The sequence below is a fragment of the Hydrogenophaga flava NBRC 102514 genome (assembly GCF_001571145.1).
In the GTDB taxonomy this organism is placed as follows: domain Bacteria; phylum Pseudomonadota; class Gammaproteobacteria; order Burkholderiales; family Burkholderiaceae_C; genus Hydrogenophaga; species Hydrogenophaga flava.
In genome coordinates this window covers 80,773-95,377 of the sequence record NZ_BCTF01000023.1, presented here as the reverse complement: position 1 = coordinate 95,377, position 14,605 = coordinate 80,773, and the positions used below count along the sequence as shown (strand labels likewise).

General features: G+C 65.3%; 12 protein-coding genes and 1 tRNA gene. 6 read left to right on the top strand and 7 right to left on the bottom strand.

Annotated features, from left to right (window positions below; all coding sequences use genetic code 11):
• Nucleotides 1–448: 448 nt before the first annotated feature.
• The 6 genes from HFL01S_RS19010 to cysS form a co-directional block, all read right to left on the bottom strand.
• A tRNA-Ser gene (locus HFL01S_RS19010) sits at nt 449–541 on the bottom strand.
• A gap of 60 nt (nt 542–601) precedes the next feature.
• Nucleotides 602–1,882, bottom strand: coding sequence for an aspartate kinase (locus HFL01S_RS19005; RefSeq protein ID WP_066261382.1), 1,281 nt, complete (start codon nt 1,880–1,882; stop codon nt 602–604).
• A 112-nt stretch (nt 1,883–1,994) separates the two neighbouring features.
• The gene (gene tilS, locus HFL01S_RS19000) at nt 1,995–2,978 is read right to left on the bottom strand and encodes a tRNA lysidine(34) synthetase TilS (RefSeq protein ID WP_369407746.1); all 984 of its coding nucleotides are present in this window, start codon (nt 2,976–2,978) and stop codon (nt 1,995–1,997) included.
• A gap of 8 nt (nt 2,979–2,986) precedes the next feature.
• Entirely contained in the window at nt 2,987–3,970 is a 984-nt protein-coding gene (locus tag HFL01S_RS18995) for an acetyl-CoA carboxylase carboxyltransferase subunit alpha (RefSeq protein ID WP_066158442.1), read from the bottom strand.
• Nucleotides 3,971–4,030: 60 nt separating this feature from the next.
• Entirely contained in the window at nt 4,031–4,681 is a 651-nt protein-coding gene (locus HFL01S_RS18990; RefSeq protein ID WP_066261381.1) for a DNA-3-methyladenine glycosylase family protein, read from the bottom strand.
• Nucleotides 4,681–6,066, bottom strand: a complete 1,386-nt coding sequence (gene cysS / locus HFL01S_RS18985; RefSeq protein WP_066261380.1) for a cysteine--tRNA ligase — start codon at nt 6,064–6,066, stop codon at nt 4,681–4,683. Before cysS ends, HFL01S_RS18990 begins: the two co-directional genes overlap by 1 nt.
• Nucleotides 6,067–6,444: 378 nt before the next feature.
• Between cysS and HFL01S_RS18980 the strand changes: the two genes are divergently transcribed.
• The 6 genes from HFL01S_RS18980 (at nt 6,445) to HFL01S_RS18955 (ending at nt 11,772) form a co-directional block, all read left to right on the top strand.
• Nucleotides 6,445–7,398, top strand: coding sequence for a nuclear transport factor 2 family protein (locus HFL01S_RS18980; RefSeq protein ID WP_066261402.1), 954 nt, complete (start codon nt 6,445–6,447; stop codon nt 7,396–7,398).
• Between the two features lie 241 nt (nt 7,399–7,639).
• Nucleotides 7,640–8,875: a L,D-transpeptidase family protein gene (locus tag HFL01S_RS18975; protein ID WP_066261379.1), complete on the top strand. Its 1,236-nt coding sequence runs from the start codon at nt 7,640–7,642 to the stop codon at nt 8,873–8,875.
• Between the two features lie 53 nt (nt 8,876–8,928).
• Complete coding sequence (locus HFL01S_RS18970) at nt 8,929–9,600, top strand: peptidylprolyl isomerase (RefSeq protein ID WP_066261401.1); 672 nt, start codon at nt 8,929–8,931, stop codon at nt 9,598–9,600.
• Nucleotides 9,601–9,602: 2 nt separating this feature from the next.
• Nucleotides 9,603–10,109 carry a peptidylprolyl isomerase gene (locus HFL01S_RS18965; protein WP_066261378.1) on the top strand — a complete coding sequence of 169 codons (507 nt, stop codon included), beginning with the start codon at nt 9,603–9,605 and terminating at the stop codon, nt 10,107–10,109.
• A gap of 23 nt (nt 10,110–10,132) precedes the next feature.
• A complete protein-coding gene (locus HFL01S_RS18960; RefSeq protein WP_066261375.1) occupies nt 10,133–10,927 on the top strand; it encodes a UDP-2,3-diacylglucosamine diphosphatase in 795 nt (264 codons plus the stop codon).
• The gene (locus tag HFL01S_RS18955; RefSeq protein WP_066261373.1) at nt 10,924–11,772 is read left to right on the top strand and encodes a M90 family metallopeptidase; all 849 of its coding nucleotides are present in this window, start codon (nt 10,924–10,926) and stop codon (nt 11,770–11,772) included. Before HFL01S_RS18960 ends, HFL01S_RS18955 begins: the two co-directional genes overlap by 4 nt.
• 22 nt (nt 11,773–11,794) lie before the next feature.
• Here HFL01S_RS18955 and HFL01S_RS18950 read toward each other — a convergent pair whose 3' ends face one another.
• Nucleotides 11,795–14,452, bottom strand: a complete 2,658-nt coding sequence (locus HFL01S_RS18950; RefSeq protein WP_066261372.1) for a DUF349 domain-containing protein — start codon at nt 14,450–14,452, stop codon at nt 11,795–11,797.
• Nucleotides 14,453–14,605 lie beyond the last annotated feature (153 nt).

The window sequence follows — 14,605 nt, the reverse complement described above, 5'->3', positions numbered from 1 at the left end:
CAGGTTTGGTCGATGGCGGCTTGCGTGTGGATACAGGAGGCAAGTGTGACCCCGCGACCCCAGCGGTCCTTAAAGCGCTCATACTGGTCGATGAGTCAGACGACCGCTTCGTCCCAGTAAGCACAAATAGGACGGCCTTAGATCAGGGACAGCTGTCGCTCCCAACCGGCCTCCCTACCCCACCTCAACAACCTCTGGTCGCCCTCACCTGCCAGGGCCTGGGAAGATCACAACGCAGCATGCATAAAAGGCACGCGCTGATTGAATTGACCTGAAGCTTTGCCAAAAGCCTCACTGCCAAAAAGCTGCGTTAGAGAATGGCCCGCGGCAAAGGCCAGAAAAGCAGCAGCGAGAGCACCCCAGAGAAACAGCCACCGCCCGCAAACCCGCGAAAACACTGGGCCCAGAAAGACAAAGGGCCCCCACTTGCGTGGGAGCCTTGTCTTACTGGCGGAGTGAGAGGGATTCGAACCCTCGATGAGGCTCTACACCCCATACTCCCTTAGCAGGGGAGCACCTTCGGCCACTCGGTCATCACTCCAGAGCCGCGTATTATGCCTCAAGTCTTTTCCGTTTCCGGAGGACTTGGGCCTTCGCGGCATCACTTCGAAATCGTGTCGGCCGTCTGATCCAGATCGAACTCGCGGTGCAGCGCGCGCACAGCCAGTTCCATGTACTTCTCGTCGATCACCACCGAGGTCTTGATCTCGGAAGTCGAGATCATCTGGATGTTGATGCCTTCGTCGCTCAGGCACTTGAACATGCGGCTGGCCACGCCCACGTGGCTGCGCATGCCGATGCCGACGATGGACACCTTGCAGATGCGGTTGTCGCCCACCACGTCGGCCGCGCCCAAGGCCGGCAGCACCTGGCCCTTCAGCAGATCCAGGGTCTTCTGGAAATCGTTGCGGTGCACCGTAAAGCTGAAATCAGTTTTGCCGTCCTTGCTCAGGTTCTGGATGATCACATCGACTTCGACGTTGGCGGCTGCCACGGCACCCAGGATCTGGTAAGCAATGCCCGGCTTGTCGGGCACGCCCAGCACGGAAACCTTCGCTTCGTCGCGGTTGAAGGCAATGCCAGAAACAACGGCTCGTTCCATATCTTCGTCTTCCTCAAAAGTGATCAGGGTGCCAGAACTGGCTTCTTCGTTCAGGTCGATGTCCCAGGGCGTGAAGCTGGACAGCACGCGCAGCGGCACCTTGTACTTGCCAGCGAACTCCACCGAGCGGATCTGCAGCACCTTGGAGCCCATGCTGGCCATTTCAAGCATTTCTTCAAAGCTCACGCGCTCCAGGCGCTTGGCTTCGGGCACCACGCGCGGATCGGTCGTGTACACGCCGTCCACGTCGGTGTAGATCAGGCATTCGGCGGCCTTCATCGCAGCGGCCACAGCCACCGCCGAGGTGTCGCTGCCACCGCGGCCTAGCGTGGTGATGTTGCCGTCGGGGTCCACCCCCTGGAAGCCGGTGACGATCACCACCTTGCCAGCAGCCAGGTCGGCGCGCACGCGGACGTCGTCGATGGATTCGATGCGGGCCTTGGTGTAGGCATCGTTGGTCTTGATGGGCACCTGCCAGCCAGCGTAGCTGACAGCGTCAATGCCTTCCGCCTGCAACGCGATGGCCAGCAGCGCGGACGAGGCCTGCTCACCGGTGGCGGCCAGCATGTCCAGCTCGCGCCCATAGGCCTTGCCCAACTGGGCGGGTTGCAGCTCCTTGGCCAGTGCCAGCAGGCGGTTTGTTTCGCCGCTCATGGCGCTGGGCACTACCACCATCTGGTGACCGGCCTTGTGCCACTTGGCGACACGCCGGGCCACGTTGCGGATGCGCTCGGTTGACCCCATGGAGGTGCCGCCGTACTTGTGAACAATCAAAGCCATCGGGTTGGATCGGGAAGAGGATCGTTGGAATGACCACGCGGCCGTTGGTCGCGCTGGGCTGGTCGCCGGAACCAGCCAGGCCCTGCCGGATGCGCCCGGCAAAGCCTTGGAATTATATCGACGCAGCCCCGGCCGGCCGGCCAAACGCCAGATGCCCACCGTCCCGGCGCAAAGTCCCGTCGGCCACCTTGAGTTCGATGCGATGCCCCCGCGTGCGACACGCAGCCACCTGATCCAGCACCTGCTCCATCTGGGCGGCGGCGGGAACCACGCCCCATTGCCCGTGCAACCAGTGGCGCAAGGCATTGGCTTGACGCTCGCGGCTGAGCGCTTGCAAACCGGTGATGGAAGGGGGCTCACCCACCGCAGCCAGGTCAATGCGCGCGAGATCGCCCAGCAACTGCTGGGCCTGCGCAGCATGGCGCGCACTGCGGGCAAGCATGGGCCGGAACCCCGGAAAGCAGGCCTCCCAGGCAGGCAACAAGGTCTTGCGGATGCGATTGCGTGTGAAGCGCAAGTCGGCGTTGCTCGGGTCGTCGACAAAGGGTTGGCCACTGCTTTCGACCCAGGCACGCAGAGCGCTGGCAGGAAGCTCCAGCAAGGGGCGGGCGAAGCGCATGCCGTGGCGCTCAAAGTGATTGGGCATGGCGGCCAGCCCTGGCAGCCCTGCACCACGGCTGAGCGCAAGCATCACGGTTTCGGCCTGGTCATCGGCGTGATGGGCCAACAGCACCAGGTCCGCACCCGCGGACCTGGCCAGATCCGCCAGAGCGCGGTACCGATGGAGGCGCGCAGCGTCCTCCGGGCTCTGCCCTCGCGCTGGGGTGGCACGGACATGCGCCAGATGCAATGGCACACCCAGACGGTCGCAGGTAACCCTTGCAGTGGTTTCGAAGGTATCCGCCGCGGCCTGCAGGCCATGGTGCACGTGAAGGGCCACCACGTGCCCCGGCCAGAGCGCGTGCGCCGCCAGCAGCAGTGCCGTGGAATCGGCACCGGCGCTGTACGCGACGGCCAGCCTGGCGGAGGCGTCTGGTGCCCTGTGTGAGCACCAGCGCAGCAGCGCCGGCCCGCACGGATTGGGCGACGCCGTCACGCTGCGCCTCAGCGCTTGGCGCTGTCGGCCTTGGTGTCGGTGAAGCGGCCGTAGCTGTCCAGGCGCGCGTGGCGGCGCTCCAGCAGCTCCTTGACCTTGAGATCGGCCACCTGGCGCCAGGCGTCGTTGAGGGCGCGCTTCAGAAACGCGGCCATCTGGCCCGGGTCGCGGTGCGCACCGCCAACCGGCTCGTTGACGATCTTGTCGACCAGCCCCAGCGCCTTGAGGCGATGCGCCGTAATGCCCAGCGCCTCGGCCGCGTCGCTGGCACGGTCGCTGGTCTTCCAGAGAATCGACGCACAACCCTCAGGGCTGATCACCGAGTACACCGAATACTGCAGCATCAGCACCTGATCGGCCACCGAAATGGCCAGCGCGCCCCCAGAACCACCCTCACCGATGATGGTGGAGATGATCGGCACTTCAAGCTGCGCCATCTCGAAGATGTTGCGGCCAATGGCCTCGGACTGGCCGCGTTCCTCGGCGTCAATGCCGGGGTAGGCACCGGGCGTGTCGACAAAAGTAAACACCGGCAGCTTGAACTTCTCGGCCAGCTTCATCAGGCGCAGCGCCTTGCGGTAGCCCTCCGGCTTGGTCATGCCAAAGTTGCGCAGGCCACGCTCCTTGGTGTCCCGCCCCTTCTGGTGGCCGATCACCATGCAGGGCTGACCGTTGAAACGGGCCAGGCCACCGACGATGGACAGGTCGTCCGAGAAATGCCGGTCGCCGTGCAGCTCCTGGAAGTGCGTGAAGATCTCGTTCACATAGTCCAGCGTGTACGGACGGTCCTGATGGCGCGCGATCTTCGTGATCTGCCAGGGCGTCAGGGTGCTGTAGATGTCTTTGGTGAGCTGCAGGCTCTTGCCCGACAGCTGTTCGATCTCGGCAGAAATGTCGACCGCGGATTCGGTCTGCACGTAGCGGAGTTCTTCGATCTTGCTTTCGAGTTCGGCAATCGGCTGCTCGAAGTCGAGGAAATTTCTTTTGGCCAAGGTATGACTCCTTTGGTCTTTGTGCGAACGACGTCCGGAAACAGGAAAGCCCCGAAGGGCTCAATAGCTGACCGGCAGAGGGTCCAACGAGCGCCAAATATACCAAGTGGCGACGCTGCAGTAAGGCGCCCACGAGGCAGCCACTTCGCGGATCTCGCTGCGGCTGACCGGTTCACCGGAAAAGTAGGCGCGGCTGATGCCGTTCTGCAGGCCAATGTCGTCCAGCGGCAGTACGTTCGGACGCATCAGGTGAAAAATCAGGAACATCTCAGCGGTCCAGCGGCCAATGCCGCGGATGGCCACCAGCTCGGCGATGATGGCCTCGTCATCCATCTCGGCCCACTTGTCGACGTGCACCTGATCGTTGGCAAAGTGAAGCGCCAGGTCCACCAGGTACTCGACCTTGCGTGCCGACAGGCCGGCTGCCCGCATGTCGTCCACCTTGAGCTTGAGCACATAGGCAGGCGTCATCTTGCGCGGCAGCTTTTCGAAGCGGTCCCACACGGATTGCGCCGCCTTGACCGAGATCTGCTGCCCCACGATGCTGCGGGCCAGTGTGACGAACGCATCGCCCCGCGACTGCAGGCTGGCGCCCGCGTGCTGGGGGATGAGCTTTTTCATCACCCGGTCGCGCTTCATCAGATGCCGACAGGCCTCCTGCCAATACACCGGCGCATCGGGCCCGACATCGGGCAACTGCGAGGTCACCATCAGGCGCGCTCCCAGGTGGTGCCGGCAGGGCTGTCCTTGAGCACGATGCCCTGGGCCAGCAGCGCCTGGCGGATGCGGTCCGCCTCGGAGAAGTTCTTGGCGGCTTTGGCGGCGGCCCGGGCCGCAATCTGATCGGCGATGGCGGCCTCGTCCAGGCCATCACCAGCGCCACCTGCTTGCAGATAGCTTTGCGGATCCTGCTGCAGCAGACCCAGCACCCCCCCAAGCGCCTGCAACACGCCGGCCAACGCAGCATCACGGGTGCGGTTCACTTCGCTGGCCAGATCAAACAACACGGCAACAGCCTCGGGCGTGCCGAAATCCTCATCCATGGCAGCCTTGAAACGGGCGACAAACGGTTGGTTCCAGTCCACATTTGCAGGCACCTCGGCCTTGACCGCAGCCAGCGCGGTGTAGAGGCGTTTAAGGGCCGCGCGCGCGTCGTCCAGATGGGCATCGCTGTAGTTCAGGGCGCTTCGGTAGTGGGCGCGCAGCACGAAGAAGCGCACCGTTTCGGCGTCGTACTTCTCAAGCACCTCGCGGATGGTGAAAAAATTGCCCAGGCTCTTGGACATCTTTTCGTTGTCCACCCGCACGAAGCCGTTGTGCATCCAGAAGCGCGCCAGCATCTGGCCGGTCGCACCCTCGCTCTGGGCGATCTCGTTTTCATGGTGCGGAAACTGCAGATCGGCGCCACCGCCGTGGATGTCGAAGCTCTCGCCCAGCATCTCACAACTCATGGCAGAGCATTCGATGTGCCAGCCAGGGCGGCCCACGCCATAGGCACTGTCCCACTTGGCTTCAGCAGGCTCCTCAGCCTTGGCCGATTTCCAGAGCACGAAGTCCAGCGGGTCCTGCTTGCCGTCGTCCACCGCCACACGCTCGCCGGCGCGCAGATCGTCCAGCGACTTGCCGGAGAGCTTGCCGTAACCGGGGAACTTGCGCACCGCATAGTTCACATCGCCATTGGAGGCCCGGTAGGCCAACCCTTTGTCTTCCAGTTGGCGCACGATGTCCAGCATCTGCGGCACGTAATCGGTGGCGCGTGGTTCATGGGTCGGCCGCTCGATGCCCAGCGCATCGGCGTCCTGGTGCAGCGCGTCGATCATGCGGTCGGTCAGCTGCTTGATGGTTTCACCGTTCCTGACCGCGCGGGCGATGATCTTGTCCTCGATGTCCGTGACGTTGCGGACATATGTCACACGGTAGCCACTGGCCTTGAGCCAGCGTTGCACCACATCGAACGCCAGCATCGACCGGGCATGACCGAGGTGACAGAGGTCGTAGACGGTCATGCCGCAGACATACATGCGCACATGCCCGGGATCGAGCGGCAGGAACGGCTCGACGCCGCGGGAGAGGGTGTTGAAGATTCGCAAGGACATGGAAGGCCCTGCCGAACAACCCGACCGAAGCACACCTGCAGGCAGGGAGCATCTCGACCCGGGCGTCGACAGGATTCAGGGACAAAGAAGCGCGAGAACAGCGGGCATATCACCGGTGTCGCGCGACCACCGGACTGCAGGGCCTGGCGGGGGACCCTCAGATACAATGCGCCAGTATATCCAGCCCACTGCGCCAACGGCATTTTCGATGCCCGCACACAGGAGCGCTATAGTATTCGCCGACCGGCGCAGGCCGGCTTTCGGTTCGCTGTTGTCGCCATCTGAGGTCACATGATCAACCCCATGCAATTTCCCTCTGCCCAGCCCGCCAAGTCCCGCAGTCTCGGCACCCGGCGACCCTTCGCTCCGCTGCGCCTGATGGCGCTGTGCGTCGCAGTTTCAGCGGCACTTGCCGCGCCGCTGGCTCAAGCCCAGGCCGACGACTACGCAGAGGTCAACCGCCTCTTGCGTGCGGGACAGTTCTCCGAAGCCATGGGCAAGGCCGACCAGTACCTCGCTGGCAAGCCCCGGGACCCTCAGATGCGCTTCCTCAAAGGCGTCATCCAGACCGAGAGTGGCAAGCAGACCGACGCCATCGCCACGTTCCAGAAGCTCACCGAAGAGTTCCCCGAACTGCCCGAGCCCTATAACAACCTCGCTGTCCTGTATGCAGGCCAGAGTCAGTTCGACAAGGCACGAGCGGCACTCGAAATGGCGATTCGGACCAACCCCAGCTACGCCACAGCGCACGAAAACCTAGGCGACGTCTACGCCAAACTCGCCAGCCAGGCCTACAGCAAGGCCTTGCAGCTGGATGCCGGCAATGCCGGAGTCGCGCCCAAGCTGAGCCTGATCCGCAACCTGTTTGCAGCCGATGCCAAGGGCGCCAAGCCTGCAGCAGCTCCCGCAGTATCGACGCCCCCTGTTGCCGCAGCCAAGCCCGCAGCGTCGGCGCCTGCCGCAGCAGCCCAGGCGCCAGCTGCCACCGGCAACGCAGAAAGCGACGTGGAATCAGCCGTGGCAGCGTGGGCCAAGGCCTGGTCCAGCAAGAACATGTCGGGCTACCTGGGTGCGTACGCCGGCAGCTTCACACCTCCTGGCGGCCAGAGCCGCAGCGAGTGGGAAGCCGACCGCAAGGCCCGCATCATGCCGCGCAACCGCATCGACGTGGACATCAGCGAACTCTCCGTGTCGGTCAACGGTGGCCGGGCCTCGGCCAAGTTCCGTCAGGCGTATTCGTCCGATTCGCTGAGTGTGACAAGCCGCAAGACACTGGACCTGGTCAGGAGCGGAAATCGCTGGCTGATCGTGCGCGAATCCACGGGATCCTGATGGCAGGTCGGCGGTTTTTCCAACGGGGTCACGCCAGCGTACCAGCCGCCTCCCTGCGCACTGCCTCCGGCCTGCCCCGATGGTTGATTGGAGCCGTGGCCTTTGCCGCACTGTCAGGTTCCCTCCTGGCGTTTTTGCACCAGGGCCTGTGGGCCCCCTGCTCTCCTACCTACCCGCCAGATCGACCTCAACAGACACGGCAGGATCTGGCCAGTCGATCATTGATGCGGCCGTGGCCCGGATGCACGATGCATCCGATGCCATCAAGTCGGTGACCAAGCCCACCGGTCTGCAAGCGCAGCCGCTGTCGGACGAGGCCATGACCCGAGTCACCCCGTTGTTGGGCCGGGCTGAGGCCAGACTGATCGACATCTATCGTCTCATCAGCCAGGGCCAACACCGCGAGGCACTGTCACAAGCCGAGCGCCTGGTCCGCGATCACCCCAATTTCCACCTCGCGCACCTCGTGCACGGAGACTTGCTGAGCCTGCAGGTCCGGCCTGTCCGCCAGCTGGGTGACGTACCCGACACCACCGCCATTGCAGCGGCGCAGCAGCTCGCAATTCTTCGGGACGAGTCGCGCCGGCGCCTGCGTGCGTTGACCGAAAGACCACCCGAAGGAGCCATTCCTTCCCAGTTCCTGAGCCTCGCCCCACAGAGCAGGCATGCGATCGCGGTCGACGCGTCCCGGTCACGCTTGTACCTGTTCGAGAACCAGACGCCGTCCGGCAGTGCTAGCGGCCTGCTGGCTGCCCCTCCCAGACTCAAGCTGCTGGGTGACTTCTACATCTCGGTTGGATTGTCGGGCATCGAGAAGGAGGTCGAAGGCGACAAGCGCACACCTCTGGGTGTCTACTACATCACAAGCAACTTACATCCCGACAGCCTGCCCGACCTCTATGGCGTCGGAGCGCTGCCCATCAACTACCCGAACCCGCTGGACATGCAACGAGGCAAGACCGGCAGCGGCATCTGGCTGCATGGAACACCGCGTGAGCAGTTTGTCCGGGCGCCACAGGCGTCGGACGGTTGCGTGGTGCTGTCCAACCCGGATCTCGAGCGCCTGCTGTCCACCGTGCAGATCCGCACCACGCCGGTGGTGATCGCCCCCGAACTCCAATGGGTGCAACCGGAGGAGCTCGACGCCGAACGGCGAGCCTTCGAGACCGCCTTGGCCTCCTGGAAAGAGGCCAAGAGCACGGGCCAGAGCGAACGGCTGAACGCGTTCTACTCCGGCAAGCTGCTCGCCGGGAGCGGGTCTGGCGGCGGCCGACCGGAGCCTGGTCCAGACTCCGCCAAAGGCGTGAGAGCAGTCGACATCAAGGATGTTTCCGTGCTCCGCTGGCAGGACCAGCAGGACACGATGGTGGTCACCTTCGGAGAGGTGCCACAAGGTCAGAGCCGGGGGGTGACCCGGCGCCAGTACTGGGCTCTTGAGCGTGACCAGTGGAAGATTTTTCATGAAGGGACTCCCTGATGCCGTCTGAGCTCGATCACATATCCCTGTACCGCCGGACCACGGTGCGCACCATGGCGTTCGCCGCCCTGGCGGCATGCGTCTTCGGCGCCCTGTCCATGTCGGACGCCAGGGCCGCTGGCGCGCCGAACCCCAAGGTTCGCTTGAGCACCTCGGCCGGTGACATCGTGCTGGAGCTCTACCCTGACAAGGCACCCAAGACGGTCGAGAACTTCCTTCAGTACGTCCGCGACAAGCACTACGACGGCACGGTGTTCCACCGCGTGATCGACAACTTCATGGTCCAGGGTGGTGGGTACGACGCCCGTTACCGGGAAAAGCCCACCCGCGCACCGGTGACGCACGAGGGCCAGGCGGCGCTGGAGCGAGGTGGCCCGCGCAACGTGGTGGGCACGGTCGCCATGGCGCGCACCAACGACCCGCACTCCGCAACCGCCCAGTTTTTCATCAATGTCAAGGACAACGCATTCCTGGACCCGACCCCCATCCCGCCAGGGGATCCCGTGCCCCGCTTCGAATACGGAGGCCGCGTCTACGAAAATGTCCCCCGCGCCAATTTGCTGGCGGCTGGTCAACTGTTCGGCTACACCGTGTTCGGCAAGGTGATCGCCGGCATGGATGTGGTCAACAAGATCAAGACCACGCCCACCGGTGCCGGCGGCCCCTTCCCGACGGACGTCCCCAAGACTCCCGTCACCATCCTCAAAGCCACTCTGGAGAACTGAACATGGCCAACCCCCAGGTCGAACTGCACATCGCGGGCCTCGGCGTCATCACACTCGAACTCGACGCCGAAAAAGCCCCCCTGACGACCGCCAACTTCCTGGCCTACGTCAACAAGGGCCATTACAACAACACCGTGTTCCACCGCGTGATCCCCGGCTTCATGGTGCAAGGCGGCGGCTTCGAGCCCGGCATGAACCAAAAAGCCACCGACGCACCGATCCAGAACGAAGCCAACAATGGCCTGCGCAACGAGATCTACACCGTGGCCATGGCGCGCACCAGCGACCCGCACTCGGCCAGCGCGCAGTTCTTCATCAACGTCGCCAACAACGCCTTCCTGAACCACACCGCACCGAGTGCCCAGGGCTGGGGCTATGCGGTGTTCGGCAAGGTGGTGTCGGGGTCCGATGTAGTCAAGAAGATCGAAGCCACCCCCACCGGCCGCCGCGGCTTCCACGACGATGTGCCCAAGCAGGACGTGGTGATCGAAAAGGCCGTCGCGCTCTGAGGTTCAGGGTGCATCCCTGACCGATGACGAACCTGCCCGTCGACCGCTTTGCCGAGCTGCGCGCCCCCGCGCACTGGCAAGCGGTCGATTTCATTTCAGACCTTCATCTGCACCCCGGGGAGCCACAGACCCTGGGTGCCTGGCGGCGCTACCTGGAACGCCCGCCGTCGGAACGGGCCGATGCGCTGTTTATCCTCGGCGACCTGTTTGAAGTGTGGGTCGGGGACGATGCGCTGGAGAACCCGGACTCCTTCGCTGCCCTTTGCGCCCAGCAGTTGCACCAGCACAGCATCGACACGCCGGTGTTCTTCATGTGCGGCAACCGGGACTTTCTCGTTGGACCCTCTGCCCTGACCGCCTGCGGCATGCAAGGGCTGGACGACCCCACCGTTCTGGAGTTTGCAGGCAGGCGCTGGCTGCTCAGCCATGGCGACGCGCTGTGCCTGGACGACACCGACTACCTTGCCTTTCGCACCCTGGTCCGCTCTGCCGAATGGCAGCACAGTTTCCTGGCCCAGACGCTCGCACAGCGAGAGGCCGTGGCGCGCGACCTGCGCGAACGCAGCGAAGCGCGCAAGAAAAGCCTGGCGCACGACCCGGCGCTGTGGGCAGACGTTGACTCGGAAGAAGCACGCCGCTGGCTCCGAGCCGCTGGCGCCGGAACGCTGATCCACGGACACACCCACCGCCCCGCGACGCACGACCTGGGAAATGGTCTGCAACGCGTGGTGCTCAGCGACTGGGATGCCGCCGCCGATCCCGCCCGGCTGGACATCCTGCGGCTGGACCACAGCGGTTTTTCGCACCTGCGCCCGTGATACAGACACTACAGCGCTGGCTTCCGCGCCGCTGGCGCACGGAGCCCCAACTGCCCGACGGGCCGTGGTCGGCCATTCTTGAATCCCACCCCTTTCTGGCCGAACTCTCTGGACCGGATCGCTCCCGCTTGCGCCAACTCAGCGGCCACTTCCTGATGGAAAAGGAGTTTCATGGCGCCCACGGGCTGGTCGTGACCGACCCCATGGCGCTGGCCATTGCCGCCCAGGCCTGTCTGCCCCTGCTGCACATCCGCCCTCCCTCAGGCCGCACTGCATCGAATCCGCTGGATGCGCTGACCTGGTACGACGACTTTGTCGGCATCGTGGTGCAGCCGGGGGCGGCACTGGCACGCCGACGCGTCGCTGACGCCAGCGGGGTCGTTCACCACTACGACGAGGTGCTCGCTGGCGAGGCCATGGACCGGGGGCCGGTCATGCTGAGCTGGCAGGAGGTAAGCCAGGCGCCCGATGCTGCCGGCGCTGGCAGCAACGTGGTGATTCACGAGTTCGTGCACAAGATCGACATGCGGGGCATGCACGCCGGAGGCAACCCGGACGGCGCGCCCGCCCTGGTCGCGGGACTCTGGGGCACTCGCAGCGATGCGCAGGCCCGGGAGCACTGGCGGCGCACGATGACGCAGGCCTACGACCACTTCCGGGAGAGTGTGTCCATGGCAGAGCGCTTCGGCGCCGAACGCCCCTGGCTGGATGACTACGCAGCCACCAATCCTGCCGAATTTTTTGCCGTGACCTGCGAGGCCTATTTCGTCAGCCGACCCCGGTTCGGCCAGGAGTTTCCGGCACTCCTTGGTCTCTACGACGGCTTCTTCCGCCCGGACGCCTGAGCACCTGGGACGTCCGGACGGATCAGCGCCGCAGCAGCACCTTCAGCGCCTGCTGCAGACGCCGTGCGGAACCCGCATCGAACGGTGCGGCCAGAACGCGCCCCACATCCTGTGGCCAGGTATCCGCAGGAGCTGCCTCGTGGCGCCGGGTCAGCAGCTGCAGCTGCAGGAGTCGGCGGGCCTCCACCTGTTCAGCGGGCGTGGGCACTTCGGCCGCCATCTCCAGGCGCAGCAAGGCCTCGGCGGGGACGGTCGCAGACGGCGCCGCCCCCAGCGACTGCACCCAGGCGCCGCGCGCTGCGGTCACCCCGCGACCACCCAGGGCCTGGGCCGCCGGCACTGCCGAGGGATCGCGCTTCTCCCAGGCGGTCAGCAACTGCGTGAGCACCTCACCATGCGCCTGCGCCGCCAGCTTGCGCAGTGCCGCTTCAGCGTGTTCAAGCGCCTGGCGCTGCGCACGGAAAGCCGCATCGCCCAGCCTGGGAGCCGGTGCGCCCCGCGGTTCGCGGGCCGGACGAGCATCCGCCCAGCTATCGCGCAAGCCTCTTCCCGCGTCACGAGCCCCACGGCTATCCCGTCCAGCGGCTCCACGGCGCTCGTCGCGCCCGGCGGGCTCTGCCTTTTTCATGCCCGGCCGGTCGTCACCACGCATGGCCACCAGTTTGCGGGCCGGCGCGGGTGCCGGCTTCGGCGGCGCATCGGGCGAATCGGCGGCCTCAGCTTGTGGCTTCGCCTCATCCAAGGCGGCGGCGTTGGCCGCCTCATCCCGAGCAGGGGTTTCGCCCCGCATCGCCTGTTCAAGCGCCGCCTGCGCCGCACGGATCTGCTGGGCATCACCGCTGGCGCTGGCGGCATCGAGCGCACGAGCCGCATCCAGCACGCATTGGTCGTGTGCGTTCAGCGTGGCCACGGCGCGTTCCCGCTCAGAGCTCTTGCGCTGGAACGCGGTGTCAATCGGCTGACGGAACGCCTCCCAGAGCTTCTGTTCCTGCTTTCGTTCCAATGGCACCGCGTGTGCTTCGGCCTGCCAGCGCTGCTGCAAGGCCTTCACGGCATCGATGCGCAGCTGAGGCGCCTCACCCAATGCCACTGCCTCGTCGATCATGGCGCGGCGGCGCGCCACGCTCTGTTCCTGGGCAGCCTCCAGTTCGACGTGAGCGGCCTGCATGGCGGCCTTCCAGAGGGGCTGGAGCTCGGCGAATGCCTTTTCACTGAGGTGCCCTGCCTCGCGCCAGCGTTCGGAGAACGCATGCAGGTCACGGATCTGGTTTTTCCAGTCGCTCTGGCCAGCGTGGGCCGCGGTCCAGGCCTTGACCTCTTCGATGATGGCCAGCCGCTGGGACCTGTGGGCCTCCGCCTGCTGGCGCACCTGGGTCAGCCAGACCTCGACCTCCTTGTGTGCCAGGGTGCACGCCTCATCGAAGCGCTTCCAGAGGGCATGGTTGGCCTGCCCGCCCTGGTCCGTCGTCTTCCACTGGTCCCGCAGGCTTCGCAGGGTTTCCTGCATCTTGCGCCCCCCCAGCCGCTGTCCTTCTGGCGCTGCCATCAGCGCCTCGGCTTTGCGGACCAACTCCTCACGCAGCTGATCGGCACGCCAGCGCTGCCAATCCTCCAGTTCACCCGCCTGGGCCAGGATCGCATTCGCCTTGCCTTCGAGGTCCGCACCAACAAGCCGGCTCGACGACCGGAGCAGCGCACGCACATCGGCCGCCGCCTTGGGTGTGGCCTTGCCATGTCCCTGCGCCAGCTCACGCTGCAGCGTATCCAAAGCCTTCTGCAGCTCCGCCTGCGCCCGGGCGCGGCGCTCGGCCGCCTGCGTGTCGGTCTTGTCGGCTTCGGTGGGTGACTCGACGCCACGCGCCTGCCGCAACTCGTCGGCCCACACCGGCACGGCCGGCAACGGCGCCTGCGGGTCCGCATCTGCGGCCACAGCCTGGGCCAGTGCGGCTTCAAAGGCGTCCCAGACCAGTTGCAGCTGCTGTCGCGACGCCTCCAGCATGGGCGGAAAACGCACTTCCACGCTGGGCCACTGGGGGTCGTCGGCCAGTCCGCTGGCCTGCGCCTGCCACTGCTGGACATCGGCCCGCAGCCCATCGATGCCCGCCTGTGCCTCTTTCCATGACTTGGTCGAAAGGATTTCGATGCGCTGGGCCATCAACACAGCGGACTCGCGCTCGACCTGCACCCGGTGCTGCAGGTCCTCGATGGCCTTGACCCGCTCGGCCAGCGCCGCCTTGAGCCCTGCAAGCGGTTCGCGCGACAGCGGGGCCCCTGCCCTTGCGGCATCGCGCTGCCAGGCCATCGCGTCCGCCAGGTTCAGCCGCGACTGCGCAAGCAGCGTTTGGGCTTTCTGGGCCCATTCCACACCAATATGTTCCTGGGCCTTCTGGCGCTTGAGTTCGTCGAGCTTTTCCTTCAGAGGCTTGGCGGCCCCGCGGTCCCGCTGGGACAGCTCCTTGAACACCTCGTTCATGGCCTCCCAGCCGGGCTCTGTCTGCAACCAAGCACGCACGCGTGCCGCGCGCTCTCCACTCGTGGGAGCAGAGAACGCCCCTCCCGTCAATGCATCCAGAGGATGGGCCGACGGGGTCGAGGCAGCCCCGCCACCGCTGGCCGGTGTCGCGGCGGGATCGGGTGTGGGAGACTGGGGCGCGCTCTTGCGCAGGGAGAACAGCGACATAGTAGTAAGTACAGCAATGAGAGACGCCCACGCCGACGGGCAATGGACCACATCCGGTATTGTCGCCCGGGATGACCCGCCACCGACCTGATGCACCGGCCCAAAAAAAGAAACCCCGGCAGGAAAACCTGCCGGGGTTGACGGCGGGCAAAT